Here is a 25,594-nt window from a genome sequence, read left to right on the forward strand (position 1 = left end):
GTCCTCTCCGGCGGCGGGCGCGCGAACCGATCGGGAAGCACATGGCACAGCCCCCTTACGACCCCTACGGCTACGGGTCGCAGGACCCCTACGCGCAGTCCTACTCCCAGCCCCCGGCCGTGCAGCACCACTACTACGGGGCTTCGATGCCGGTCGCCCCGCCGACCAACGGGATGGCGACGGCGTCGCTGGTGTGCGGGCTGATCGGGTTCTTCGCGTGCGGTGTCACGTCCGTCCTGGCGGTCATCTTCGGGCACGTGTCGCTGAGCCAGATCAAGCGGACCGGCGAGGGCGGCCACGGCATGGCCGTCACCGGCCTGATCCTCGGCTACCTGATCAGCGCCGGCTGGCTGCTGATCCTGCTCTTCTACATCCTCGGCATCGCGATGTTCGCCGCGAGCACCGGCAGCACGTACTGACCGCTCAGGCCAGCCGAGGGACGCCCGCCACCTCCACCCCTACGCTGGACATCAGCACCGTCATGGGGGTGGACGTGGCGCGCCACGCCTTGACCGCGTCGCCGAACACGTCGAGGACCATCCGCAGCGACTTGTGGTCGGTGTCGGCCAGTTCGGCCCAGGACTCGTACAGCACCAGGTAGCCGTGCTTCGCGGGCGCCCACGACAGGTCCTTGAGGACGGCGGAGAGGTCGTCCCAGTCGCCGTCGGCCAGCGCCGGCGCCTCGAACACCGCGGCGCACACCCGGAGGAACCCGGCCTTGTCGCGGGCGCGGCGGCCGTCGAGGTGGAAGCCGCGCCAGCCGGCCTCCTCGGCCCGCTCCGTCCAGCCGGTGTCGCCGACCGCGCCCGGCACCGGGGCCGTCCGCCACTGGTAGACGCCCGGCTCCAGCCGTCCCGCGAGCAGCTCGTTCAGTGCTTGGTTCGCGTCCACGTCCTCTCCCCGGCTGTTCCCGCGTCCCCGCGATCCGTCCCCGCGATCCGTCCACGGGGGGCCGGGCCGACCCCCGCCCGCCGCGAGCAGTTCCCCGGCATACGGCGGGAAATCCCCCCGCACAGGCAGATTCCGACCACGAAACGTCCCGCGCGACGCCCGCGATCGTCGCACACCCTCCTCGTGGCGCCGATGCGACGCGCTGACCAGGAACGATGCGGTGGCGGAGTACGCGGCGGACGTACCGTGACGCCCGGTGACCCGGAGTATCCACCGGCCGGGGAGAGTATTGGGCTTGAGTCTCCAGCGGGTGGAGGGCACAGGGTGAGGGGCATGGACGGCGACGCCTTGTACACGATCGGGGAGTTGGCGCGGCGCACCGGGCTCTCGGTGCGGACGATCCGGTTCTACTCCGACGAAGGCGTCGTGCCGCCCACCTGCCGTACCGAAGCCGGCTACCGGCTGTACGACGCGGAGGCCGCCGCGTGCCTCGACCTGGTGCGGACGCTGCGCGACCTCGGCGTCGACCTCGGCACGATCCAGCGGGTGCTGGCCCGCGAGATCGGGGTCGGGGAGGTCGCGGCGGCGCACGCGGAGGCGCTGGACGTGCAGATCCGGACGCTCCGGCTGCGCCGGGCCGTGCTGCGAGCGGTGGCGAAACGCGGATCCACCCCGGAGGAGATCGAGATCATGAACAAGCTGGCCCGGCTGTCCGACGAGGAGCGCCGGCGGATCATCACCGACTTCATCGACGAGTCGTTCGCCGGGCTCGACGTGAACCCCGACTTCGAGGCGAAGATGCGGTCCGGGCTTCCGGAGCTGCCGGACGACCCCGCGCCCGAGCAGGTCGACGCCTGGGTCGAGCTGGCCGAGCTGGTCGGCGACCCGGGGTTCCGGGCGTCGGTGCGGCGGATGGCCGAGTACCAGGCCGCCCAGATCGAGAAGGGCGGCTACCCGGAGGACCCGGAGGGCCTCGGCCGGGTGACGGGGGAGAAGATCGCGGCGGCGATCGCGGACGGGATCGAGCCCGCCTCGGACGCGGCCCGTCCGGTCGTCGACGAGCTGGTGGCCGCCTACGCGGCGGCCTACGGCGCCGCGGACGGCGCCGAGTTCCGGCGGGAGCTGCTCCAGCAGATCGAGATCGGTACCGACCCGCGCGCGGAGCGGTACTGGCAGCTGATCGCCGTCATCAACGGCTGGCCGAGCTGGCCCGCGATGACTCCGTCGTTCGAGTGGTTCGCCGAGGCGCTGCGCAACCGGCTCACCTGAGCCGAGCGAGCGTCACCGGCGGGTCAGGACGGTGCTGGGACGCCGGCGCGGTGGTGAGCGCCGCGCCAGCGTCCCAGCGACACCACGTCCGCGGCGCCGTCGAGGACGCCGCCCGCCGGGTCGTCCACGCCGTCCGCCCGGACGATGTCACCGGACGGCCGCAAGATGTCCCAGACCACAAGGGCGGCGAGCACCAGGACGGTCACGAACCGGGCCAGCAGAGCCAGCGAGTACACGTCCTGGCTGATGCCGCCTTCGGGTGCGTCCATGCTCAGCACAGCCGACATGGTGTCGGACAGGTTCGCGCCCTGCGTCTGCCCGGACACCGACAGCAGGAACCACCAGATGCCGAAGAAGTAGATGATCTCGCCGATCTGCCATGCGACGAACGCGGGCAGCTTAGGACGGGCCAACACCGCGAGCGGCAGCAGCCACAGGACGTACTGCGGCGACCACACCTTGTTCGGCAGCATGAACGCGACGAGCACCAGGAACAGCAGCTGCGCGAGCCGGGGGCGGCGCGGCGCGGCGAGCGCGAGGACGGCGATGCCGGCGGCGAGGACGAGGAACGTCCCGGTGCCGAGCAGGTTGAGCAGGTCGGTGTCGCCGGCGGGTTCCGGCAGCCCGTGGTCCTGCAGCACGAAGAAGATCGAGCCCCAGTCGACGCCGCGCTTCTGGCTGAAGGTGTAGAACTCCAGCCAGCCGTCCCACGCGAAGACCATCACCGGCAGGTTGACCAGCAGCCACGCGCCCGCGGTGCCGGCGAGGAGCCGGCCCATCGCGCGCCACTGCCCGGCGCGGACGCACAGCAGGACGAGCGGGCCGAGGAACAGCAGCGGGTAGAACTTCGCGGCGATCGCCAGCCCGAGCAGCGCGCCCGCGAGCGCCGGGCGGCGCGCCGACCAGGCGGCGACCGCGAGCGCCGACAGCGCGACCGCGAGCAGGTCCCAGTTGATGTAGGCGGTGAGCAGGAGCGCGGGGGACAGCGCCACCATCAGGCCGACGCGCAGCGAGCGGCGCCCCGCCGCGTACGCCGTGGCGAGGACGGCCACGACCGCGAGGACGGCGAGGAGGAGCGCCGTGACGTTGTAGAACGCCATCCCGCGCCCGTCCTCCCCGAAGGGACGGACGAGCCACGCCACCAGCTGCATGAAGCCGCCGCTGAGCACCGGGTACTCGACGTAGTGGATGTCGGACCCTTGCAGCGCGTCGAAGTAGGGGAGCTTGCCGTCGCTCAGCCCGCGCACGTAGTAGAGCGGGTAGATGTCGGTATAGCAGGCGTTCGTCGTCGTCTTGAGGAAGTCGAACCGCGCCGACGCGCAGGGCTGCTTCTGCAGCCAGCCGAGGAGGCACACCAGGGCGGTGAGGCCCGTCAGCACCGGCGCGAGCCGCATCAGCCGGCCGGGCGGGTGCGATCCGGGGCGGCCGTCCGCCGCGTCGCTGCCAGCGGACATCGCGAGCCCCTCAGAAGACGACGACATGGACAGCAAGACTATTCGTCCCGGACGGCACCGGCGATCACGCGACCGGATGCCGACCGGAGAAAAGGGGATGCCCGCCGGAGAAAAGGGGACGGCCCGGAGCCGCGAGGGCTCCGGGCCGTCCGCCCGGTGTCGGGCGATGCTACGCGCCGCTCTCGGTCTCCGGGTTCGGGGGTTCCTGGTCCCGGCAGGCCGGGTGGTTGCGGTTCTGCGGTTTCGCGCACCACCAGCCCTTGTCGCCCTCGGGCGGCAGGTTCGGGTTGCAGCCGTCCGGCCTGCCGAACATGTCGCAGGGCTGGTTCTCGGGCGCCGGCGGCGTCGGAGAGGTCGGCGTGGACGGCGTGGACGACGGGCAGCCCGGCAGCTGGTTCGGCTGCCCGGGCCGGCAGCTCGGCGAGGTCGTCGGGCTCGGCGAGTTCGTCGGGGACGGGGCCGGCTTGGCCTTCGCCCACGGGGCGAGCTGGCCCACGTTGGCGGGCGGCGGGAACTGGCTGATCTCCTTGCCCTCGAGCGCCTTCAGCATGAAGCGCTTGAACAGCTCGGCCGGGACCGTACCACCGTAGACCTGGTTGTAGCCGCCGACGCCGATCAGCGACTTGCGGTTGCCGTTCTTGTCCTGCCGCCACATCGCCGCCGACGTCGCCAGCTCCGGCGTGTAGCCGACGAACCAGGCGGACTTGTTCTCGTCCGTAGTACCGGTCTTACCGGCGACCGGACGGGAGCCGAGGCTCGCCCGGGTACCGGTACCGCCGGTCTGGACGACCGCCTGCATCGCGGACGTGGCGTCCGCGGCCACGCCCTCGGAGAAGGCCCGCGTCGGCTTCTGCCAGGGCAGCTTGTCGAGCGGCTTGTTCTCGTTGTTCACGACCGTGTGGCCCTTGGCGTCCGTGATCTTCGCGATCACGTGCGCGGCGCGGTGCTCGCCGCCGGACGCGAACGTCGAGTAGACCGACGCCATCGTGACCGCGCTGGCGTCGATGACGCCGAGCGGCAGCGAGGTGTAGGTCGGGTCGAGGCTCGGGGTCTTCTCCGGGATGCCCATCTTCTTGGCCATGTCGATCACGTTCGACAGCTGGACCTTCTGCCCCAGCTCGACGTACGCGGTGTTGATCGACATCGCGGTCATCTGCTTGAGGTTGTAGATGCCGTTCTCGGACGTGCTGTCGTTGGTGAACGTCGCGCCGTTGATCGTCCGCTTGTAGCGGCCGTCCATCGTCGTCTTCAGGCTGATGCCCTGGTCGAGCGCGGTCGCCAGCACGATCGGCTTGAAGGACGAACCCGGCTGCACCTTGCCCTGGAAGGAGTTGTCGAACGCCTGCTTGCGGAAGTCGGGACCGCCGTAGGCGGCGACGACGCCGCCCGTCTTCGGGTCGATCGACGCGAGCCCGAACCAGATGTCCGACTTGAGGTTGTTCTCCTTCTTGATCTGCTTGACGAGCTTGTTGGTGTAGTCCTGCAGTTCCTTGTCGAATGTGGTCTTGATCCGGAGGCCGCCGGTGGCGAGCCGCTGCCGGTCGATGCCGAGCGACTCCAGCTCGTTGACCACGCGCGCCTGGAGGTAGCCGGCGTTCGGGTCGTCCGGCGCGTCGCTCCACTCCTTCTGCGTCTGCGGGAACTTCGCCGCGGAGCGCTTGGTCTGGTCGAGCCAGCCCTTCTCGACCATCCCGTCGAGGACGTAGTTCCAGCGGTTGACCAGCGCCTGCTTGGCCGGGTTGGACGTCGGGCCGTAGGTGGCGAAGTAGCCGGGCCGCTGGATCAGCGCGGCGAGCATCGCCGCCTGGTACTCGTTGATCTCGGTGACGGGCTTGTGGAAGTAGGCGCGGGACGCCGCCTGGATGCCGTACGAGTCGCGCCCGAACGGGACGACGTTGAGGTACAGCTCAAGGATCTTCTTCTTGTCCATCTCCTTGCCCATCCGGATGGAGATGAGGATTTCCTTGAGCTTGCGGCTGACCGTGCGGTCCTGGCTGAGGTTCGCCCAGTAGTTGCGGGCCAGCTGCTGGGTGATCGTCGAGGCGCCGGCGACCTCGCCGCCGGTCGCGGCGCGGAACACCGCGCCCGCGATGCCGGTCGGGGAGATGCCCGGCTCGCTCCAGAAGTTGCGGTCCTCCGCGGCGAGCACCGCGTTCACCACGAAGTCGGGCACCTTGTCGAGCGCTATGTCCTCGCGGTGGGTGCCGATCCGGGCGAGCGTCGACCCGTCGCTGTAGGTGATCACCGATTCCTGGCGGAGCGCGTCCTGCTGCGCCTTGGTCGGGAGCGGCGTGTTGGCATAGGCGACCACGACGAGGACGGCCATGCCGAGGATCATCACGCTGACGACCGCGACCATGATCTTCCAGGACGGGACGTAGCGCCGCCAGCCGGTCTTCTCCTGTTCGCCCGGGCGCTTCTCGCGCCGGGGACGGCCGCGGCCGCGGCCGCGCTCCTCGTCGTCCCAGAAGCCGCCGGGGCCGCCCGGACCGCCGGGCCCACCGGGACCGCGCCCGCCGGGACCGCCGGGGCCACCCGGGCCTCCGGGGCCGCCCGGCCCACCGGGGCCGCCCGGGCCGCCGGGACCGCGGCGCACCGGCGGCGGACCGCCGGGCCCCGACCGCGACGCCGCCGGCGCCCCGCGGCGCCGCCCGCCGCCGGGCGCGCCCGTCCGGGGAGGCCCGCCGCGCTGCCCGCCCGACCTGCCACCGGGACGCGGCGTCCTGCCGGGCGGCGTCCTGCCGGGCGTGGGCGGGCCGGGGGGCCCGCCGCGCTGCCCGCCGGACGGCGTGCCCGCGGAGCCGGGGCGGGGGGAGCCCCTCCGGCCGGCGTTCTCTCCGTGGTCCGGTCCGTATCGGCTTGGGTTACTCACGCGGCCTCATCAACTGGGGGACGGCTATGCGTCGTCCGAGCGTACTGTGCACCCGCGGCTGCGGTGGCCGGTGAGGCGAGGCTGCCCTTCCTCCGGCCTGCCGGGCGCGCGGGATCGGGGCCGCTGGCGTGCGGCAATTCGCGATCATGCTTCATGTCACACCCCCACGTTTCCAGTGGACGGTTCGGGTGCGGACGGCCGGCCGGTTCATTCCGGCGGCCGTCCCAGTGGGACCAGTGGCGCCAGGAGCGCGATGCGCTCCGACTCCCCGGTGCTGAAGGTGCGGCCTCCGCCGCGGCGGCAGGCCGGATCGCCGCGGTGCATCTGGCACCACCAGCGCGGCGGGGGGTTGCTCGGCGGCTTGTTCGGGTCGCAGTTGCCGTTGGAGAACGGCGACTGGCACGGCGGGAGGTCCCCGCCGGGGCCGTCGCCGCCGTCGCCCTGGCAGCGCGGATCGTGCTGGCCGATCGGGTTGTCGCACCACGGCGGCCGGCGGTCCTTCTTTTTCTTCTCCGGCGGCTTCGCCCACTTCTGCACGATCCCGCCCCACGCGGGCGGCGGGAACGCCTCGGCCTCCATGCCGCGCACCGCGTTCGACATGTAGGACCGCCAGATGCGGGCGGGGATCGTGCCGCCCTCGACCTCGCCGATTCCCGGCAGGATCACCGACTTCTTCTTGCCGTCGGGGCCGACCGCGTCGTTGTAGATCGTCACGGCGGTCGAGATCTGCGGGACGTACCCGACGAACCACGACGAGACGTTCCGGTCGGTGGTGCCGGTCTTGCCGGCCGCCTGCCGTCCGTCCGGTAGCGCCGCCGCCGTCGCGGTACCGCTCTTGATGACCTGCTGCATCGCGTACGTGGCGTCCGCCGCGACCTTCGCGCTGAACACCCGGTGCTTCTCGACCTTCGGCTTCAGCCGGACCCGCTTGTTGTCGCTGTAGCGGACGACGCGGATCACGTGCGGCTGGTAGTACACGCCGCCGTTGGCGAACACCGCGTACCCGGCGGCCTGCTCGATCGGCCGGATGTTGTTGACGCCCAGCGCCAGGTTCAGGCAGCACTTGTGCGGCGTCAGCAGGTCGGACGCGATGCCGGCGTCCGTCTCGGTCTTGATCGCCTCTTCGATGCCGACCTTGCCCATCAGCTGGATGAAGGCGGTGTTCACCGAGTCCTTCGTCGCGGTGATCAGGTCGATCGCCGGGCCGACGTCATGGCTGTTCGGGACGATCACGGCGTTCGGGTCGCCCTTGGAGACCACGCTGCCGTCCGGGCCGATCGGGGTCTTCGACCGTCCCTCGACCAGGCTCTTCAGGCTGTAGTTCTGCTTCAGGGCGGTCGCCAGCACGTACGGCTTCATCGCCGACCCGGCCTGCGCCGAGCCCTGCCACACGTTGTTGAACGACTGGTCCAGGTAGTCGGGGCCGCCGTAGAAGGCGACCACCTCGCCGTTGGCGGAGTTCACCGACACCAGCCCGACGCGGATCTTCTTCTTCGCGAGCTTCTTCGGGTCGACCTGCGGGACGGTCTGCTCGGCCGCCTTCTTGGCCATCGCCATCCGCTTGCGGTCGAACGTCGTGTAGACGCGCAGGCCCTCGGTCGTGAGCTCCTTGCGGTCGATGCCCTGCCGGCGCAGCTCCTCCATCGCGCGCGTCAGCATGTAGCCGCGCTGGCCGCCGTACAGCTGCTTGTCGCTGCCCGGCTTGCTGATCTTCGGCAGCCGCTGCATGTACTTCGCGGCGTCGGCCTCGCTCAGCTTGCCCATCGAGACCATGCCCTTGAGCGTGTACTGGTAGCGCGCGGTCACCCACGCCTTGTTCTTCGCGTCCCCCGCGTCCCGGTTCGGGTTCTGGATGATGCCGCCGAGGACGGCCGCCTGGTCGGGCGTCAGCTCCCAGACGTTCTTGCCGAAGTACTCGCGCGAGGCCGCCTGGATCCCGTAGGTGTCGCGGCCGAGGTAGATCGTGTTCAGGTAGAGCTTGAGGATCTCGTCCTTGGTGTACTTGTCCTCGAGCTTCACCGAGATGAACAGCTCTTTGAACTTGCGGTTGACCGTCCGGTTGTTCGGGTCGGAGTAGTAGTTCTTCGCGAGCTGCTGCGTGATCGTGGAACCGCCGCCGGAACCGCCGGTCAGGTTGTCCCAGACCGCGCGGGTCGTGCCCTTGACCGAGAAGCCGGGGTCGGTGCGGAAGCTGCGGTTCTCGGCGGCGAGGACCGCGTCCTGGACGAAGGTCGGGACCTGCTTCAGCTCGACGCTCTGCCGCTTCTTGCCGATCCGTCCGATCTCGGTGCCGTCGGTGTAGTAGAAGATCGACGCCTGGTCCTCGACGCCCGCGACCGTCGGCTCGGCGGGCGTGGGCGTGTTCGTGTAGGCGACCCAGATCAGCGTGATGAACGCGGCGAAGCCGAGCCCGCAGACGCCGGCCACGATCTTCCAGGACGGGATGAACCGCCGCCAGCCGGTCTCCCGGGACCGCAGGTGGCCGAGGAACCCCTTCTTTCCCGGGGGCGGCGGCGTCCCATGCCGCCCGGGCCCGCCCGGACCACCGGGACCACCGGGGCCGCCGGGTCCTCCCGGCCATCCGGGGCCGCCGGGTCCAGCGGGGCCGACCGGTCCGCCGGACCGGTTCGCCGCGCGGACGCCCTTCCCCTGGAACTTCGCGGTGAGCTTCGCCCCGAGCTCCTGCCCGGCCTTCCCGAGCTCGCCGAGCTTGTCCTTGACGCCGGGCTTCGGCGCGGCACCGGCCGCGCCCGCCATGCCCATTCCGGCCGCGGCGCCCATCCCGGGGGGACCGCCCATCCCTGGGGGACCGCCCATGCCGGGCGGCCCGTTCATCGGCCCCGGCCCGCTGGGCCCGAAGGGTCGTCCCGGCGCACCGCCGTTGGGCCCGGACGGCCCACCCGGCTGCATCGGTCCACCCTGCGGCGACTGCATCGGCCCGGCCTGTGGAGGCTGCATCGGTCCACCCTGCGGGGGCTGCGCACCGCCCATGGGGAACCCGCCCTGCTGCCCCGCCCCGCGCTGTGCGGGAAGACCGCCGGGCCCCGAAGGGCCACTGGACGCTCCGAACCCGCCGGGCGCGCCCGGCCCGGGGGACCCGCCCTGGCCGAGGGGACCGCCCGTCCCGTACTGCGGGCCCGAGCTGGGGAACCCGCCCTGCCCGGGAGATCCGCTGGGCGCGCCTCCACCGGGACCGGACGGACCGCCGGACGCGGGGAAAGCACCGGAGCCCACCGGCCCGCCCGGCATGGGCTGGCCCGTCGCGGGCTGGCCGAGCGCGGCCGGCCCAGAGGGCGGGGACGCGTGGCGGCCCCCGGCGGGCGGCGCCGGCGGGATCGCGGGAGTCGGCGCGGTCGGCGCGGCACCGCCGAGCGGCGCGGGGGCTCCTCCGCCGGGGGCGGCGTGGCCGCCCGGGAAGCCCGGACCGTCCGCGGAGCCGGGGCTCTGCGGCGCGCCGGGGGCGTCATCGGTACCCGGACGCCCGGGATCGCCGGGACGGGGGTTCTGCTGCCCGCCCGGCCACTGCGACCCGGGTTCCGGTCGGGGCTGGCTTGGATTACTCACGCGACCTCATCGACAGGGGACAACGGTTGTTGCCAGTGGCCCGGGGCGGCCTCCGGCCCTTGTTGCGACTCGTGCGCCGTCCGAAGAGTACTGTGCGGGCTGGTGAGCGGGGGGAGCGCATGCATGGTGAAGTTCCATCCCGGCTGGTCAACGCCCCTTCCGACGAAGGCGGCCGGGTTCTCCTTCCGTGCTGTCCGCCGCCCGGGACCGTGTGACGGGCCAGGTGGATCCTGGCGCAACTTTGACATATTTCCGCCGCATACACCCTGAATTCGGCGTATTCGGCGTCCGACCTCGGCGGCCGCGCCGGCCTGGCCTCCCGCAAGATCACCTTCACGGTCGGACACCCTGATGGCGGACGGGCGGCGAGCGGGCGGGACAGGCGGTCATGCCGTGCAGTACGCCTCCCGCATCCCCGCGGCTCGATGCGGCCCAAGCCGAGCCAGAGGCGGGCCCAAGGCATCGTCACCGCGGCCCCAACGGCCGCCCCGATCACACCGGCCGAAGACTTCCACTTGCCAGGACGGGGCCTCGTACGTATCTTGTCGATGTATCGAGCCGATACATTCGCTCGATACATCGGATCGAGACATCGGTCTCTGCGAGAGAGGGAACCGGATGGCGGCCAGGAAGGGCGCGGGCGTGCTGGAGCTCGCCGTGCTCGGCCTGCTGCACGAGGCCCCCATGCACGGCTACGAGCTGCGCAAGCGGCTCAACGCCCTGCTGGGGATGTTCCGGGCGTTCTCCTACGGATCCCTCTATCCATGCCTGAAGCAGCTTCTCACGGACGGGATGATCGTCGAGGACCGTCCCGACGAGGCGAACGCTCCGCTGGCACTGCAGAGCCGCCGGTCGAAGATCGTTTATAAGCTCACCGCCGACGGCAAGGAGCGCCTCCAGCAGCTCCTGACCGAGGCCGGTCCGGCGTCGTGGGAGGACGAGGGGTTCGGCGTTCACTTCGCTTTCTTCTCGCACACCCGCGCCGACGTCCGGCTGCGGATCCTCGAAGGCCGGCGCAGCCGGCTGGAGGAGCGCCTGGAGAGCGTCCGCGCCGCCCTGGCGCGGACCCGCGAGCGCGTCGACTCCTACACCCTGGAGCTGCAGAACCACGGGCTGGAGTCGGTCGAGCGCGAGGTCAGGTGGCTCAACGAGCTCATCGGACGCGAGCGGGCCGAGCAGGAGCAGCAAGCACAGTCAGCCAAGCGAATTGATCAGGACATGCCTCGGGACGAGGGCCGCTGATCCGCGGCCCGCCGCCTTCGGGGGCGGGTGAAACACCACATGTTCCGCTAGAGAGAAGGAGCAACCGGATGGGTTCGGTGCGCGTAGCCATCGTGGGTGTGGGCAACTGCGCCTCTTCACTCGTCCAAGGTGTCGAGTTCTACAAGGACGCGGCCCCCGAGACGCGAGTCCCCGGCTTGATGCACGTCCAGTTCGGCGAGTACCACGTGGGCGACGTCGAGTTCGTCGCGGCGTTCGACGTGGACGCCAAGAAGGTCGGGATGGACCTGTCCGAGGCCATCCACGCCAGCGAGAACAACACGATCAAGTTCGCCGACGTCCCGCCGACCGGCGTGACCGTCCAGCGCGGCCCCACCTTCGACGGCCTCGGCGAGTACTACCTCGACATGGTCGAGGAGTCGGACGCCGAGCCGGTCGACGTGGTCCAGGCGCTGAAGGACGCCGAGGTCGACGTCCTGGTGTCGTACCTGCCGGTGGGCTCGGAGGAGGCCGACCGCTTCTACGCCCAGTGCGCGATCGACGCCAAGGTCGCGTTCGTGAACGCGCTGCCGGTGTTCATCGCGAGCGACCCCGAGTGGGCGCAGAAGTTCACCGACGCGGGCGTCCCGATCGTCGGCGACGACATCAAGTCGCAGGTCGGCGCCACCATCACGCACCGCGTCATGGCCCGCCTCTTCGAGGACCGCGGCGTTGAGCTGCTGCGCACCTACCAGCTCAACTTCGGCGGCAACATGGACTTCATGAACATGCTGGAGCGCAAGCGGCTCCAGTCCAAGAAGATCTCCAAGACGCAGTCGGTCACCTCGCAGATCCCGCACGAGATGGCGAAGGCCGACGTGCACATCGGCCCGTCCGACCACGTGCCGTGGCTGGACGACCGCAAGTGGGCCTACGTCCGGCTGGAGGGCAAGTCGTTCGGCGACACGCCCCTCAACCTGGAGTACAAGCTGGAGGTCTGGGACTCCCCGAACTCCGCCGGCGTGATCATCGACGCGGTGCGCGCCGCGAAGATCGCCAAGGACCGCGGCATCGGCGGCCCGATCCTGTCCGCCAGCTCCTACTTCATGAAGTCGCCGCCGGAGCAGTACAACGACGACCAGGCGCACGACGCGGTGGAGAAGTTCATCCGCGGCGAGGTCGAGCGCTGAGCCGAGCCGGGAGACCGGCCGCCGAGCAGGCCCGACGGCCCGCCGAGGCGCTGATCGCGACTCCCTGAGAGTCCGATCACAAAATCCCCAAGGGACGCCCTGAGAGTGGACACTCCACTGTCAGGGCGTCCTTACTTCTAGAGAGAAAACGGTGATGTACCGGCCCTTTGTCACTCTGTGGCCCTACTGTGACACCGCCGGTGACTGCGCGCCAGGTTCCGAGTGTCCGAGGTGAGAACGTGACGGCACGCCAGATGTACAAGGTGACAGTGGGGCTGACGGGGCTGATGGTGGGCCTCGCCGGATGCGCCGGGGGAGGTGACGACGCGTCCGCCGCGGGGCAGGTCCGCGAGGGCGGGACGCTGCGGATCATCGGGTCGTCCGATGTCGAGCACCTCGACCCGGCGTCCGTGGCGAGCGTCGGCGCGTACGGGCTCGCCCGCACCTTCGCCCGCACGCTGTTCGGCACGCGGGCGTCCAACGACTTCCAGGAGACGGTGCCCGTCCGGCCGGACGTGGCCGAGCGCCTCCCGACCCGCGAGAACGGCGACATCGCCAAGGACCGCCGCACCTACACGGTGCGGCTGCGCACGGGCGTGCTGTGGAACACCGAGCCGCCGCGCCCGGTGACCGCGCAGGACTTCGTCCGCGGGTTCGAGCGGCTCTGCAACCCGGCGGCACCGTCGTCCGGCAAGGGCTACTTCACCTCGACGATCAAGGGGATGGACGAGTTCTGCCGCGGCTTCGCCGACGTCGACCCCAAGGACCCGGCGGCGATGGCGGCCTACCAGCGCGACCACGCGATAGCGGGCGTGCGCGCCAAGGACGACCGGACGCTCGTGTTCGAGCTGCGGCGCCCCGCCAGCGACTTCCTCAACCTGCTGGCGCTGCCGTACACCGCCGCAGCGCCGAAGGAGTACGACGCCTACGTCCCGGACGGCCCGCAGCTCCGGCAGCACACGATCTCCAACGGCCCGTACCAGATCACCGAGTACCGGCCGGGCCTGTCGTACCTGCTCTCCCGCAACCCGGCGTGGCGGGCGGCGGGAGACCCGCTGCGCGAGCGGCACGTCGCCAAGATCCGGATCACGCTCGGGCAGGACTCGCCGGAGGCCGTCCAGCAGCAGCTGGAGCAGGGCACCGCCGACCTCGCCTGGGACCAGCCCGTCCCGACGTCCGCGATCCCCCGGCTCCGCGACGACCCGCGCTTCGCGATCAGGGAGACGCCGAACAACAGCCCGTACCTGGTGTTCAACACGCGCAGCCCCAACAACGGCGGCGCGCTCGGCAAGCGGGAGGTCAGGCAGGCGCTGGAGTACGCGGTCGACCGCAGCGCCCTCATCAAGATCGTCGGCGGTCCGTCGGTGGCGCGGCCCCTGCACACGGTGATCCCGCCGGGCAACTCCGGCTACGCCGCGATCGAGCACTACGCGACGCCGGGCGAGTCCGGCGATGCCGCCAAGTGCCGGGAGCTGCTCGGCCGGACGGGCCACGCCGAGCTCAAGCTGAAGTTCCCGTACCGGACGAACAGCGTCCACAAGCTCATCGCCCAGTCGATCGCGCAGAACCTCGACGCCTGCGGGGTCGAGGCCGAGCTCATCGCCGACTCCGGCGGCTCCTTCTACGCCGGCACCCTCGGCACGCCCGCGCGCGGCCGGGCGGGCGACTGGGACATCGCCGCCCCCGGCTGGGTGCCGGACTGGTACGGCAACAACGGCCGCTCGATCATCCAGCCGCTGTTCGACGGCCGCACCTACGGGCAGAACTCCACCAACTACGGCGGTTACGACAACCCGCAGGTCAACGCCCTCATCGACGCGGCGCTGACCGCTCCGGACGCGGGCCGCGCGGCGGGGTACTGGCAGCAGGCCGACCAGAAGATCATGGAGGACGCGGCGATCGTCCCGCTGCTCGACCGGTCCCAGACGCTCTTCCACTCGTCCCGCGTCCACGGCGCCCTCTACCTGCCCACCACGGCCGGCTACGACTACACCCGCCTCTGGCTCAACTGAGGTCAGCCGAAGGAGACGGCGGCCAGGGCGAGGGCGGACCCGCCGAAGACCACCGTGTTGCGGACGTAGGTCTGGAGGCGCACCCAGCTCGGGAAGGCGTCCTCGGCGGCCTTGAGGAAAGGGGCGACGCGGACGCGCGCGAGTTCCGGGTCGCCCTTCCGGCGGAAGGCGGCCTGCACGGATGTCACCGCGGTGAGGTTGCTGTAGACGATCGCGGCGTTCATCAGCAGCACCAGCGAGCAGAAGACCCAGGTCAGCGGCCTGGCGAGGTCGGCGCCCGCGAGGTTGGCGGCGGCGGTGGCGGCCATGGCCGCGGCGACGGCGGCCGGCGCGGCGGTCTCGTGGCCGCCCGCGTCGAAGCGGAGCCGGTTCTCCTCCAGCACCTCGGGCCGGACGCCCTGCCGGCGCAGTTCGGCGACGGCGGCGGCCTTGGCGGCGGGGCCGTAGCGGTGGCGGACGAGCGGGATGCTGACGAACGCGGCGGCGACCAGCAGCTGCATGACGGCGGCGAAGGTGCTCATGGGGCTCTCCCGTAGATACTTGCACTTAGTTCAAGTGCGGACGAGGAGAACGCTAACCACGACTTGAACAATGTGCAAGTGGTGCCTACGGTGGAGTCCATGCCTCGCGACACCCTCTCCCGCGACCAGATCGTCCGCACGGCCATCGCCCTGCTGGACGACGAAGGGCTCGAAGGCCTCAACATGCGCGCCCTGGGCAAGCGGCTCGACTCCGCCGCCACCGCCGTGTACTGGCACGTCAAGAGCAAGGACAACCTGGTCCTGCTGGCCACCGACCAGGTCTGGGGCGAGCTCACCCTGCCCGACCCGGACGCCGTCGGCTGGCGCGCCGCCGCCACCGCCATGGCCGCCGACCTGTACCGGATGTTCACGCGGCACCCCTGGCTCGTGCAGGTCTTCGCCGCGCACCTCGTCTACGGCGAGAGCAAGGCGCGCCACGACGAGCACCAGCTCGCCGTGTACGAGGCCGGGGGATTCACCGGCGCGGACGCCGACCGGGCCGCCGCCGCGGTGTTCACCTACGTCCTCGGCAACGCTGCCGGCGTCGCCGCGACCGCCTCGCTCACCCGCAGCCTCGACCTGGACGGCGGCGCCCGCGAGCAGGTCGACGCGGCCATGGCGCAGGCCAGGGAGATCGCCGAACGCTTCCCGCGCCTGCGCGCCCGCCTGGACACCGCGGCGGCGACGGGCTACGCCGCGTCCCCCGACCAGACCTTCGAGTTCGGCCTCCAGGCCCTCCTCGACGGCCTGGAACGCAGCACCTCCCACTCCGAATGACCGACGCCACGCCCCCATCGAGGACGGTGGCGGCGTCCAGCGCCGTTCGCCGACTCGCTCAGTGGTGAAGCGCCCGGGGCCGAGGACGTCGCGACGGTAGGGCGTGGTGGGTGGTGGCAGCGCATACCCTGATCAGATGCGTGCGGGCGAGTTGCGGGGGATCCTGCGTGGACGGGATTTCCAGCGGCTGTACGCGACGCGGCTGGCCTCGCAGCTCACCGACGGCGTGTTCCAGGTGGCCCTCGCCGGCTACGTGTTCTTCTCCCCCGAACGGCAGACGACGGCCGGCAAGGCCGCGGCCGCGTTCGCGGTGACGCTGCTGCCGTACTCGGTGCTCGGGCCCTTCGCCGGGGTGTTCATCGACCGGTGGCGGCGCCGGCAGATCCTCGTCTGGACGCCGGTGCTGCGGGCCGTGCTGGTGCTGCTCGTCGCGGCCCTGGTCGCGGCCGGGCAGGACGGTCTCGGCTTCTTCCTCGGCGTCCTCGTCGTGCTGGGCGTCAACCGGTTCTTCCTCGCGGCGCTGTCGGCGGCGCTGCCGCACGTGGTGCGGCGCGAGCAGCTGGTGACGGCGAACGCCTTCTCGGTCACGTCCGGGACGATCATCTCGTTCGCCGGCGCGGGGATCGGCTACCTGCTGCGCAGGCTGTTCGGGGCGGGGCACGAGGGCACCGCGCTGATCCTGGTGGCCGCGGCGGCGCTGTTCCTGCTGGCCGGGCTGATCGCGACGACGCTGCCGAAGGGCCTGCTCGGGCCGCACACAGCGGCGGGCGAGCGGCCTGAGGCGGCGCCGGGCGTCCGGGACGCGCTCGGCGGCGTCCTGCACGGCCTGGTGGCCGGGGGCAGGCACATCGCGCGGCGCCCGCAGGCCGCGCTCGCGCTCGGCGCGATCTCCTTCCACCGGTTCCTGTACGGCGTCATCCTGATCATGACGCTGCTGCTGTGCCGCAACCACTTCGCCGACGACCCCGACCGGGGCCTGGAGGTGTTCGCGCTCATGCTCGGGGTGTCCGGCGCCGGATACTTCGCGGCGGCGCTGATCACCCCGGCGGTGGTGCGGCGGATCAGCAAGCAGGCGTGGACGGCGTGGCTGCTCGCCGGGGCGGCGCTCAGCCTCCTCCTGCTCGGGACGCCGTTCACGGAGCGCCCGTGGGCGGCCGGCGCGTTCCTGCTGGGCGTCGTGTCGCAGGGCGTCAAGCTGTGCGTCGACACGACGCTGCAGGAGCTGATCGACGACGAGTACCGAGGCCGGGTGTTCGCCGTCTACGACATGCTGTTCAACGCGACGTTCGCCGCCGCTGCGGCGGCCGCAGCCGCCTGGCTGCCGTCCGATGGCCGTGCCGTACCGACGCTGCTCATGGTGATCGCCGCCTACGCCGCAGGGGCGGTCGCCTACCGGACGGCGGCGTCCCGCATCCGCCGGCCCGCGCACGCCCTCCGCTGACCGGAGCCGACGTCGGTCAGAGGGATTCCGCGATGGCGTGCATCGCGGCGGCGATGTGCAGCACCTCGTCCTCCGTGCAGACGTACGGCGGCATCGTGTAGACGAGCTTGCCGAACGGGCGCAGCCACACACCGTGCGCCATGGCGATCTCCTGCACGGCCGCGACGTCCACCGGCTCCCGCGCCTCCACGACGCCGATCGCGCCGAGGACGCGGACGTCCGCGACCCCCGGGAAGTCGGCGGCGTCGTGCAGCTCGCTGGTCAGGACCGCCTCGATGGTGTCGACCTCGTCACGCCAGTCGCGGGACAGCAGCAGGTCGATGGACGCGGACGCGACGGCCGCGGCCAGCGGATTCGCCATGTAGGTGGGGCCGTGCATCAGCACGCCCGCCTCCCCGGACGAGATGCCCTCCGCGACGCCGTCGGTGCACAGGGTGGCGGCCATCGTCATGTATCCGCCGGTCAGGGCCTTGCCAACGCACATGATGTCCGGGGCGACCTCCGCGTGGTCGCAACCCCACAGCTCGCCCGTCCGGCCGAACCCGGTGGCGATCTCGTCCAGGATCAGCAGCAGGCCGTGCTCGTCGGCGACGTCGCGCAGCGCCCGCAGGTACTCCGGCGCGTAGAAGCGCATGCCGCCCGCGCCCTGCACGATCGGCTCGACGATGATCCCGGCCAGCTCGCCCGTGTGCTCCTCGGCGAGCCGGGACAGCTCGTCCAGGTACGCCTCGTCGGGCTCGGCGGAGTAGCCGAGCGGGGGCGGCGGTGCGAACACGTGCTTCGCCAGGACGTCGCCGAACAGGTGGTGCATCCCGGTGACCGGGTCGCAGACGGCCATGTCGCCGAACGTGTCGCCGTGGTAGCCGCCCCGGACGGTGAGGAGCCGGTGCCGCTCCGGGCGCCCCTGCGACCGCCAGTACTGCAGCGCCATCTTGATCGCGACCTCGACCGCGACCGACCCGGAGTCGGCGAAGAACACCTTCGTCAGCGGCTCCGGCGTGAGCTCGACGAGGCGCTCCGCGAGCCGCACGGCCGGCGGGTGCGTGAGCCCGCCGAACATCACGTGCGCCATCTTGCCGAGCTGCCCGGTCACGGCCGCGTTCAGCTTCGGGTGGTTGTACCCGTGCACGGCCGCCCACCACGACGACATCCCGTCGATCAGCTCGGTGCCGTCGGCGAGCGTCAGCCGCACCCCGTCCGCCGACACGACCGGCAGCGCGGGCGCCGGCGCGGGCATCGGCGCGTACGGGTGCCAGATGTGCTCCTGGTCGAACGCCAGCATCCGCTCGGTCTCCCGCGGGCTCATCCGCCCGAGTTGCAGCGGAATCACGCCTCGCCCTCCCCGTCCGCGCGAGCCGCTCCGTCCGCGTCGCCCTTCACGGCCGACCCGGAGGACGGGGGCGGCCCGTCGGCGTCGGAGGTCACGCCGTCCTTCGCGTCCGCGTCGGCACCGGCGTCCGGGAGGAGGCCCTCGGCGGCGGCCCAGCGGCGGAGTTCCGCCGCGGCGGCGTCCTTGCCGACCATGCCGCGGTCGAGGCGGAGTTCGAGGAGGAACTTGTACGCCCGGCCCACGAGCGGGCCCGGCCCGATGCCGAGGATCTCCTGGATCTCGTTGCCGTCGATCTCCGGCCGGATCGCGGCGAGCTCCTCCTCCTCCGCGAGCCGGTCGATCCGCTGCTCCAGGTCGTCGTAGGTGCGGCGGAGCCGGTCGGCCTTGCGCTTGTTGCGGGTGGTGCAGTCGGCGCGGGTCAGCTTGTGCAGCCGGGACAGCAGCGGCCCGGCGTCGCGGACGTAGCGGCGGACGGCGGAGTCGGTCCACTCGCCGGTGCCGTAGCCGTGGAAGCGCAAGTGCAGCTCCACCAGCCGGGACACCTCGTTGATGACGTCCTTCGGGTAGCGCAGCGCGGTCAGCCGCTTGCGGGTCATCTTCGCGCCGACGACCTCGTGGTGGTGGAACGACACCCGGCCGCCCGCCTCGAACCGGCGCGTCTTCGGCTTGCCGATGTCGTGCAGCAGCGCCGCGAGGCGCAGCACGAGGTCGGGCCCGTCCTGCTCCTGCGCGATCGCCTGCTCCAGGACGATCAGCGAGTGCTCGTAGACGTCCTTGTGCCGGTGGTGCTCGTCGATCTCCAGGCGCAGCATCGGCAGCTCCGGCAGGACGTGCGCGGCGAGGCCGGTCTCGACCAGCAGCGCCAGGCCCTGCCGCGGGTAGCGGCCGCAGATCAGCTTGGACAGCTCGTCCCGGATCCGCTCGGCGGAGACGATCTCGATGCGGCCAGCCATGTCCTTCATCGCGCGGACGACGTCGGGCGCGACGGTGAAGCCGAGCTGCGAGGCGAAGCGGGCGGCGCGCAGCATCCGCAGCGGGTCGTCGCTGAAGGAGTCCTCGGGCCTGCCGGGCGTCCGCAGGACCTTGCGCTGCAGGTCGGTGAGGCCGCCGAACGGGTCGACGAACTCGTGGCCGGGCAGCCGCGCCGCCATCGCGTTGACCGCGAAGTCGCGGCGGCGGAGGTCCTCGACGAGGGACGTCCCGTAGGAGACGTCCGGCTTGCGGGACTTCGGGTCGTAGGACTCGCTGCGGTAGGTGGTGATCTCCAGCTCGACGCCGCTCTTGCGGAGGCCGACCGTGCCGAACTCGATGCCGATCGTCCAGTGCGCGTCCGCCCAGTCGCGGATGATCTCCAGGGTGCGCTCGGGCGGCGCGTCGGTGGTGAGGTCGACGTCCTTGGTCGGACGGCGCAGCAGCGCGTCCCGCACCGGCCCGCCGACCAGCGCCAGTTCGTGACCGGCCGCCGCGAACAGGGCGCCGAGGTCGTCGGCGACGGGCGCGATGCCGCGCAGCAGCTCGGCGATCGCGATGCGCCGCGAGGACTCTGGGGTCACGTTCTGGTTGGGCACGGCCATCGAGCGTATTTCCTTGATTGACGGGCTGACAAAGGACTTTATGGCGATCGGCGGGGGTCCGCGCGAGAGCCTTTGCGGGGCCGGAGCCGGACGCGCCCCTTCACATGCCGCGATCTCCGGGTTACGTTCTGGGCACCCCGATGACGCCAGCGCGACCGCCGGTGAACCTCCCGCACGACAACGGTAGCGGGATCCCAAGGGCCCCGGTCCGCCGCACGTGCGGCTGAGGCGCATCACAAGGGTTTACGTGACGTATGACGCGAGTTAGGCCACTCGTTCCGGGTATGTGGGGATATCCCCCACAGAGTGCGAAGCACGGGGACACAGCGAAACCAGTTCCGGGGGTGAGCGGGGAGACCCCCGCGGGATGGAGCCCAACATGAAGGACGCTCTCGCCATCCACCGCGCGCTGCTCGAATGGGAGATCCTGCACGAGATCGTGCGGCTGCCCGTCGCGATGACCACCGCCGACGAACTCCCGAAGGCCCTCGGGCTCCCGGCGGAACGGTGCCTGGTGACGCGCGTCTACGCGTGCGAGGGCGGCAGGGCGGGCGAGAGTGTCCACGCATATGAGGGCGGACGCGCGGGCGACGGCGTCCTCGGGCGCGACGGCGCCCACGCGAGCGACGGCGGCCGGCGCGGCCGCCGCTTCCTGGCGGGCGTGATCGTCCCGGCGGGCCGGCGGCTCCCGGCCGAGGCGGTCCGGCGCGCGGTCGGCGCCCGCGCCGCCCGGCCCGCGCACCCCGACCTCGTGAACGCCGTCACCGAATACGCGGCCGGGCTCGTCTGCCCGCTGCTGCTGCCCGACTCGATGCCGCTCCTCATCGACCCGCTGCTGGCCGGCGGCCTGGACACCGACGACGTCGTCTACACCGCGACCGGAGAGGCGTCGACCGCCCTCGGGATCCGGGGCGGCTCCCTGTACGCCCTGTGCCACGCGAAGCCGATGGACCTGCTGCCCGCCGCGTCCCTCCCGTCCCCCGCGGCCCCGCCCGCCCCCGCTCCCGCGGCGCCGCCCGCCGGCGAACCCGAGACCGCCCGCTCCGGCGCCTGAGCACGACGACATCCGGTGCCGAGAGCGGAGAAACCGAACACGGCGACGGACTACCATCGAGCCGTGGTGCGGGAAATGTTCGCCCGCCGTCCTGAGGCGGCCGGTAAGGCGTGAGGACGGTCAAACGCGCGGTGGCGCTGGCCGCTCTGCTGCCCTGTATGGCCATGGCGGCGCCGACGACGCTGGCGTCCCCGGCCCTCGCCCGGCACGCCCCTGCGCAGGCGCGCGCACAGGCGGCCGCGCAGAGCAAGGCGCGCGCGCAGGTGGCCATGGCGCTGAGCAAGGTCGACCCCAAGAGCGTCAACGAGAAGTCGCGGATCGAGATCTCCGGGCTGGCGAAGAACCGCACCGACCACCAGCTGCCCGGGCTCAGCCTGCGGCTCCGGTACAGCGCGCAGCCCGTCACCAGCCGCAGCCAGCTCGACCAGTACGCCGCCGCGGCACCGAACGCGCTGCCGAACGTCGGCCCGGTCCAGCAGCTCCCCGGCGCCGCCGCGCCCGGCGTGAAGCAGAGCTGGACATTCAAGACCACGGTCAAGCAGCTGGGCCTCCGCCCCCCGACGGGCACGCCCGGCGTCTACCCGGTCGGCGTCGAGGTGCTGAACTCCGCGCAGCAGGTCGTCGGCGGCATCACGACCTTCCTGACGTTCATGCCGAAGGACCGCCGGTTCACCCCGGTGTCGGTCGGCTGGGTGCTGCCGCTCGCCGACCAGATGCACCGCACCAACGACCGGACGTTCCTCGACGACGACCTCGCCGCGGACGTGGCGGCCGGCGGGCGGCTGAACGGGCTCGTCGACGCGGCGGCCGCCACCGACACGCCCGTCACCTGGGCGATCGACCCGGCGCTGCTGGACGACGTCCGGCAGATGGCGGCCGGCGACTACACGGTCCGGGCGCCCGGTGCGAAGAAGGGCGTCCAGAAGGGCAAGAACGCCGCCGCGGCGGCCTGGCTGACCGCGCTGAAGAACGCCAGCAAGAAGGACCCGTACTTCGTCCTCCCCTACGCCGACCCGGACGTCGTGGCCCTCGTCCGCCGCAAGACGCCCCGCGACATCGCCGACGCGTTCGCCGAGCGGAACACCGGCGTCGCGACGCAGGTGCTCGGACGCGCCGCGAACGCCCGTGTCGCCTGGCCGCCGGCCGGCGCCGCCGGTCCCGGCACGGTCGACCAGCTCGCCAAGAACGCCCTGAAGAACGGCGGCTCGTTCCTGATGAGCAGCTCCCAGTTCCAGGACCCGGCGGCCGGCGCGCTGCCGAACGCGACGACGACCCTCCCGACCCACTACGGCGACCGCAAGGCGCTCCTCTACGACGAGAAGATCAACCAGATCGTCAGCGAGGGGTCCCAGACGGCCTCCGGGGGGCTGCTCGGCGAGCAGCGCTTCCTGGCCGAGACCGCGATGATCGCGGCGGAGGCGCCGAACCGGCAGCGCACCCTCGTCGTCGCCCCCGACCGCTACTGGAACCCCGCCGGCGGGGTCGCGAAGAACCTGCTCAGGTACACCAAGAAGGCCGGCTGGCTGCGCGCGGTGCCGCTCAGCAAGATCGAGTCGGTCGCGCCGCAGGGCCGCGTCTTCAACGGCTACTCCGACGACTACCAGCAGTACGAGATCGGCGACGCGCACCTGCGGCAGGTGCAGGAGATCGCCGAGGAGGCCGCGACGTTCCAGGCCGTGATGACCGGCCCGGCCAAGATCTCCTACGAGCGGTCAGTGCTGCGCCTGGAGTCGGCGGCGTGGCGGACGTCGGCCCGGCACGCGCGGGCGGCCCGCAACCAGCTGAAGGACGAGCTCGCGGCGGACATGAACCAGGTCCGCATCGTCACCGCCAAGAGCAAGCGGGTGCTGATGGGCGGCAGTTCGGGCCGCCTGCCCGTGCTCATCGAGAACAGGCTGCCCGACCAGGCCGTCAAGGTCCACCTCGTCGCCACCTCGGAGAACAGCGCCAAGCTCAGGCTCGGCCGGCTGGAGCCCGAGGACGCGATCATCGAGCTGCAGCCCGGGCAGAAGGCCCAGCGGTGGATCCCCGCGCAGGCGGCCGGCAACGGCAACTTCCACGTCCAGCTGGAGCTGCGCACCCCGGGCTCGCCCCGCCGGACGTACGGGACCGGCGAGTCCATCACCGTGAACGTCACCGGCTACGGGCGGCTCGCACTGCTCATCACCGGCGGCGGACTTGCCGTACTCTTCGGGGGCGTCGGAGTGCGGGCCATCAGAGCGAGGCGCCGCCGGAAAGCGGAGGCAGCCGGTGACGGGTCGACCGGAATGGGATCGGCGGGACCAGGGGAGCGGGGGACAGGGTTCCCAGGTCCCGGGTTCCCAGGGGCCGGGGTACCCGCCGCCGAGTTCCCCGGGGTATCCGGGGCAGGGCCGGCCGCCGCAGGGTCCGCCACCCCAGAGTCCCCCGCCTCAGGGCCCCCCACCTCAGGGCCCCCCACCTCAGGGCCCGCCGCCGGGCCGGGGATATCCACAGGGTCCGCCGCAGGCGCCCCGCCAGGGTCCGCCCCAGCGGCCCCCGGGTCCGCCTCCGCACGGCCCCCAGGGGCCGGGGCCGCAGGGTCCGCCGCCGCGGACCGCGCCGAACCCGGCGGGATACCCGAGCCCGCCGCCGACGGGCAGACCGCCCGGCGCGGGCAACGTCGCCGCCGAGACGGCGATTGACCTTCCCGTCCCCGGCGGCGCGCCCGTCGCGGAGACGGTCGTCGACACACCCGTCCCCCCGCCCGGTGAGGGCGACGGGGACGGCGGCGGGAAGGGCACGTCCGGCGGCATCCTGCGCTCCGGCGCGATCATGGCGATCGGCACGCTCGCGTCCCGCATCACCGGGTTCCTGCGCACCGCCGTCATCGTCGCCGCGCTCGGCACGGGGCTGCTGGCGAACGCCTACAACACCGCCAACACGATCCCCAACCAGATCTACGACCTGCTGCTCGGCGGCATCCTGACGAGCGTCATCGTCCCGCTGCTGGTGCGCGCCAAGCAGCGCGACCGCACCTACGGCGAGCAGTACGAGCAGCGCGTGTTCACCCTCGCGGTGATCGGCCTCGGCGTCCTCACCGTCGTCTCGGTGCTGTGCGCGCCGCTGTTCATCGACGTCCTGGCGGGCAGCTACGACGGCGACTCGCGCAAGGTCGCCGTCCTGTTCGCGCGGTTCTTCCTGCCGCAGCTGTTCTTCTACGGCGTCGGCGCGTTCGCCGGGGCCATCCTGAACACGCGCGGCAGTTTCGGCGCCCCGATGTGGGCGCCGGTGCTGAACAACATCGTGGTGATCGCGGTCGGCGGCGCGTTCCTGGCGATCACCACCGGCCGCGTCGACCCGTCCAACATCACCGACTCCCAGCTCATGCTGCTGTCGATCGGCACCACCGGCGGCATCGTCCTGCAGACGATCGCGCTGTGGCCGTCGCTGCGCCGCGTCGGGTTCCGCTGGCGGCCCCGGCTGGACTTCAAGCGCGGCGAGATCGGCGAGGTCGGCCGCATGGCCGGCTGGACGCTGCTGTACGTCATCGCCACCCAGGCCGCGCTCGCCGTCGTCACCGCGCTGACGAACGCCGCCGGGAAGAACGCCGCGAACGCGGGATTCGGCGAGGGCTACGGCTACACCCCGTACTTCAACGCCTACCAGCTCTTCCAGCTGCCGTACGCGATCGTCGGCGTCTCGGTGATCACCGCGCTGCTGCCGCGGATGAGCCGGTTCGCCGCCGAGGGCAAGACCGCCGACGTGCGCGCCGCGTTCTCCAGCGGGCTGCGGCTCTCCTCGGTGATCATCATGCCGGCGGCGGCGCTGATGCTGGTGCTCGGCCCGGAGATCACCACCGTGCTGTTCGCGCACGGCAACACCTCGCCCGACGACGCCCTCGTCATCGCGCGGGTCATGCAGATGTTCGCGATCGCGCTCGTGCCGTTCTCGATCTACCAGCTGATGCTGCGGGTCTTCTACTCGCACGGCGACACCCGGACGCCCGCGCTCATCGGCCTCGTCGTCACCACGTGCAACATCACGCTGGCTTTCACGGCCTACAACGTCCTGGGCGTCAAGTGGATCGTGGTCGGCATCGCCGGCGGGTTCGCGCTCACCAACGTGGTCGGCACCGTCACCTGCTGGCTGGTGCTGCGCCGCAAGCTCGGCGGCATCGACGGCCGGCGGATCGCCACCGGCCACCTGAAGCTGCTCGTCGCGGTCTGGCCGCTGATCGGGTTCGGCTACGCCGCCCACACCGTCGCGGACGCGGCCGCCGGCGGCACGTCGTCGCTGCTCCCCGCGCTGGTCACCCTGGTCGTCGGCTCCGTCGGCGGCGGGCTGCTGTACGTGCTGTTCGCCAAGCTGATGCGGGTGGAGGAGATCCAGACGACGATCGCGACGTTCGCGCGGCGGCTGCCCGGCCGCTGACCACCGTAGACCGCCGTCCTCCGGTGCGGCAGTAGCCGGACGGGAAGACGAAC

The 25,594-nt window shown here is 71.8% G+C and carries 17 protein-coding genes; 10 read left to right on the plus strand and 7 right to left on the minus strand.

All coding sequences use genetic code 11. The features are described 5' to 3' along the window. The first annotated feature begins 41 nt into the window (after positions 1–41). On the plus strand, positions 42–419 hold the full coding sequence (locus ACGFI1_RS40770) for a DUF4190 domain-containing protein (protein ID WP_138636274.1): 378 nt from the start codon (positions 42–44) through the stop codon (positions 417–419). A 4-nt stretch (positions 420–423) separates the two neighbouring features. On the opposite strand, the gene ACGFI1_RS40775 is transcribed toward ACGFI1_RS40770, so the two are convergent. Next, positions 424–891, minus strand: a complete 468-nt coding sequence (locus ACGFI1_RS40775; RefSeq protein WP_387068754.1) for a barstar family protein — start codon at positions 889–891, stop codon at positions 424–426. A gap of 333 nt (positions 892–1,224) precedes the next feature. Between ACGFI1_RS40775 and ACGFI1_RS40780 the strand changes: the two genes are divergently transcribed. Continuing rightward, positions 1,225–2,160, plus strand: coding sequence for a MerR family transcriptional regulator (locus tag ACGFI1_RS40780; RefSeq protein ID WP_392793013.1), 936 nt, complete (start codon positions 1,225–1,227; stop codon positions 2,158–2,160). Positions 2,161–2,183: 23 nt separating this feature from the next. On the opposite strand, the gene ACGFI1_RS40785 is transcribed toward ACGFI1_RS40780, so the two are convergent. The 3 genes from ACGFI1_RS40785 to ACGFI1_RS40795 all read right to left on the minus strand — a co-directional run bounded on the left by ACGFI1_RS40785 (position 2,184) and on the right by ACGFI1_RS40795 (position 9,285). Continuing rightward, positions 2,184–3,614 carry a glycosyltransferase family 87 protein gene (locus tag ACGFI1_RS40785; RefSeq protein ID WP_392793014.1) on the minus strand — a complete coding sequence of 477 codons (1,431 nt, stop codon included), beginning with the start codon at positions 3,612–3,614 and terminating at the stop codon, positions 2,184–2,186. Between the two features lie 169 nt (positions 3,615–3,783). Next, entirely contained in the window at positions 3,784–6,210 is a 2,427-nt protein-coding gene (locus ACGFI1_RS40790) for a transglycosylase domain-containing protein (protein WP_386874880.1), read from the minus strand. Positions 6,211–6,693: 483 nt separating this feature from the next. Beyond that, a complete protein-coding gene (locus tag ACGFI1_RS40795; protein WP_392793016.1) occupies positions 6,694–9,285 on the minus strand; it encodes a transglycosylase domain-containing protein in 2,592 nt (863 codons plus the stop codon). Between the two features lie 1,383 nt (positions 9,286–10,668). Between ACGFI1_RS40795 and ACGFI1_RS40800 the strand changes: the two genes are divergently transcribed. From ACGFI1_RS40800 to ACGFI1_RS40810, 3 genes are all read left to right on the plus strand, one after another. Next, positions 10,669–11,292 (plus strand): PadR family transcriptional regulator, encoded by a 624-nt coding sequence (locus ACGFI1_RS40800; RefSeq protein WP_138636278.1) that lies wholly within the window; start codon positions 10,669–10,671, stop codon positions 11,290–11,292. Between the two features lie 68 nt (positions 11,293–11,360). Continuing rightward, entirely contained in the window at positions 11,361–12,440 is a 1,080-nt protein-coding gene (locus ACGFI1_RS40805) for an inositol-3-phosphate synthase (RefSeq protein WP_138636279.1), read from the plus strand. Between the two features lie 239 nt (positions 12,441–12,679). Continuing rightward, positions 12,680–14,452, plus strand: a complete 1,773-nt coding sequence (locus tag ACGFI1_RS40810) for an ABC transporter substrate-binding protein (protein ID WP_392793018.1) — start codon at positions 12,680–12,682, stop codon at positions 14,450–14,452. Between the two features lie 2 nt (positions 14,453–14,454). On the opposite strand, the gene ACGFI1_RS40815 is transcribed toward ACGFI1_RS40810, so the two are convergent. Continuing rightward, a complete protein-coding gene (locus tag ACGFI1_RS40815) occupies positions 14,455–14,973 on the minus strand; it encodes a hypothetical protein (protein WP_392793020.1) in 519 nt (172 codons plus the stop codon). Between the two features lie 99 nt (positions 14,974–15,072). On the opposite strand from ACGFI1_RS40815, the gene ACGFI1_RS40820 reads away from it, so the two are divergent. Together ACGFI1_RS40820 and ACGFI1_RS40825 are read left to right on the plus strand one after the other, a co-directional pair. Beyond that, positions 15,073–15,750 (plus strand): TetR/AcrR family transcriptional regulator, encoded by a 678-nt coding sequence (locus tag ACGFI1_RS40820; RefSeq protein WP_392793022.1) that lies wholly within the window; start codon positions 15,073–15,075, stop codon positions 15,748–15,750. A 136-nt stretch (positions 15,751–15,886) separates the two neighbouring features. Beyond that, a complete protein-coding gene (locus ACGFI1_RS40825) occupies positions 15,887–17,191 on the plus strand; it encodes an MFS transporter (RefSeq protein WP_392793024.1) in 1,305 nt (434 codons plus the stop codon). 16 nt (positions 17,192–17,207) lie between these two features. On the opposite strand, the gene bioA is transcribed toward ACGFI1_RS40825, so the two are convergent. Together bioA and ACGFI1_RS40835 are read right to left on the minus strand one after the other, a co-directional pair. Next, positions 17,208–18,521 carry an adenosylmethionine--8-amino-7-oxononanoate transaminase gene (gene bioA, locus ACGFI1_RS40830; RefSeq protein ID WP_392793026.1) on the minus strand — a complete coding sequence of 438 codons (1,314 nt, stop codon included), beginning with the start codon at positions 18,519–18,521 and terminating at the stop codon, positions 17,208–17,210. Continuing rightward, entirely contained in the window at positions 18,518–20,095 is a 1,578-nt protein-coding gene (locus tag ACGFI1_RS40835; protein ID WP_392793028.1) for a CCA tRNA nucleotidyltransferase, read from the minus strand. Before ACGFI1_RS40835 ends, bioA begins: the two co-directional genes overlap by 4 nt. Positions 20,096–20,474: 379 nt before the next feature. Between ACGFI1_RS40835 and ACGFI1_RS40840 the strand changes: the two genes are divergently transcribed. The 3 genes from ACGFI1_RS40840 to murJ all read left to right on the plus strand — a co-directional run bounded on the left by ACGFI1_RS40840 (position 20,475) and on the right by murJ (position 25,541). Continuing rightward, on the plus strand, positions 20,475–21,149 hold the full coding sequence (locus ACGFI1_RS40840) for a YbaK/EbsC family protein (RefSeq protein ID WP_387068773.1): 675 nt from the start codon (positions 20,475–20,477) through the stop codon (positions 21,147–21,149). 110 nt (positions 21,150–21,259) lie between these two features. Continuing rightward, entirely contained in the window at positions 21,260–23,812 is a 2,553-nt protein-coding gene (locus tag ACGFI1_RS40845; RefSeq protein ID WP_392793030.1) for a DUF6049 family protein, read from the plus strand. A gap of 112 nt (positions 23,813–23,924) precedes the next feature. Further along, the gene (murJ, locus tag ACGFI1_RS40850; protein WP_387069155.1) at positions 23,925–25,541 is read left to right on the plus strand and encodes a murein biosynthesis integral membrane protein MurJ; all 1,617 of its coding nucleotides are present in this window, start codon (positions 23,925–23,927) and stop codon (positions 25,539–25,541) included. The last annotated feature ends 53 nt before the right edge of the window (positions 25,542–25,594 follow it).

The organism is Actinomadura geliboluensis, assembly GCF_043197915.1.
GTDB lineage: Bacteria > Actinomycetota > Actinomycetes > Streptosporangiales > Streptosporangiaceae > Spirillospora > Spirillospora geliboluensis.

What these genes read in the sequence shown, in the direction of transcription:
- ACGFI1_RS40770 (WP_138636274.1), top strand. Translation starts at nt 42, where the DNA reads ATGGCACAGCCCCCTTACGACCCCTACGGCTACGGGTCGCAGGACCCC.
- ACGFI1_RS40780 (WP_392793013.1), top strand. Translation starts at nt 1,225, where the DNA reads ATGGACGGCGACGCCTTGTACACGATCGGGGAGTTGGCGCGGCGCACC.
- ACGFI1_RS40785 (WP_392793014.1), bottom strand. Translation starts at nt 3,614, where the DNA reads ATGTCCGCTGGCAGCGACGCGGCGGACGGCCGCCCCGGATCGCACCCG.
- ACGFI1_RS40795 (WP_392793016.1), bottom strand. Translation starts at nt 9,285, where the DNA reads ATGGGCGGTCCCCCCGGGATGGGCGCCGCGGCCGGAATGGGCATGGCG.
- ACGFI1_RS40800 (WP_138636278.1), top strand. Translation starts at nt 10,669, where the DNA reads ATGGCGGCCAGGAAGGGCGCGGGCGTGCTGGAGCTCGCCGTGCTCGGC.
- ACGFI1_RS40805 (WP_138636279.1), top strand. Translation starts at nt 11,361, where the DNA reads ATGGGTTCGGTGCGCGTAGCCATCGTGGGTGTGGGCAACTGCGCCTCT.
- ACGFI1_RS40815 (WP_392793020.1), bottom strand. Translation starts at nt 14,973, where the DNA reads ATGAGCACCTTCGCCGCCGTCATGCAGCTGCTGGTCGCCGCCGCGTTC.
- ACGFI1_RS40820 (WP_392793022.1), top strand. Translation starts at nt 15,073, where the DNA reads ATGCCTCGCGACACCCTCTCCCGCGACCAGATCGTCCGCACGGCCATC.
- ACGFI1_RS40825 (WP_392793024.1), top strand. Translation starts at nt 15,887, where the DNA reads ATGCGTGCGGGCGAGTTGCGGGGGATCCTGCGTGGACGGGATTTCCAG.
- ACGFI1_RS40835 (WP_392793028.1), bottom strand. Translation starts at nt 20,095, where the DNA reads ATGGCCGTGCCCAACCAGAACGTGACCCCAGAGTCCTCGCGGCGCATC.
- ACGFI1_RS40840 (WP_387068773.1), top strand. Translation starts at nt 20,475, where the DNA reads ATGAAGGACGCTCTCGCCATCCACCGCGCGCTGCTCGAATGGGAGATC.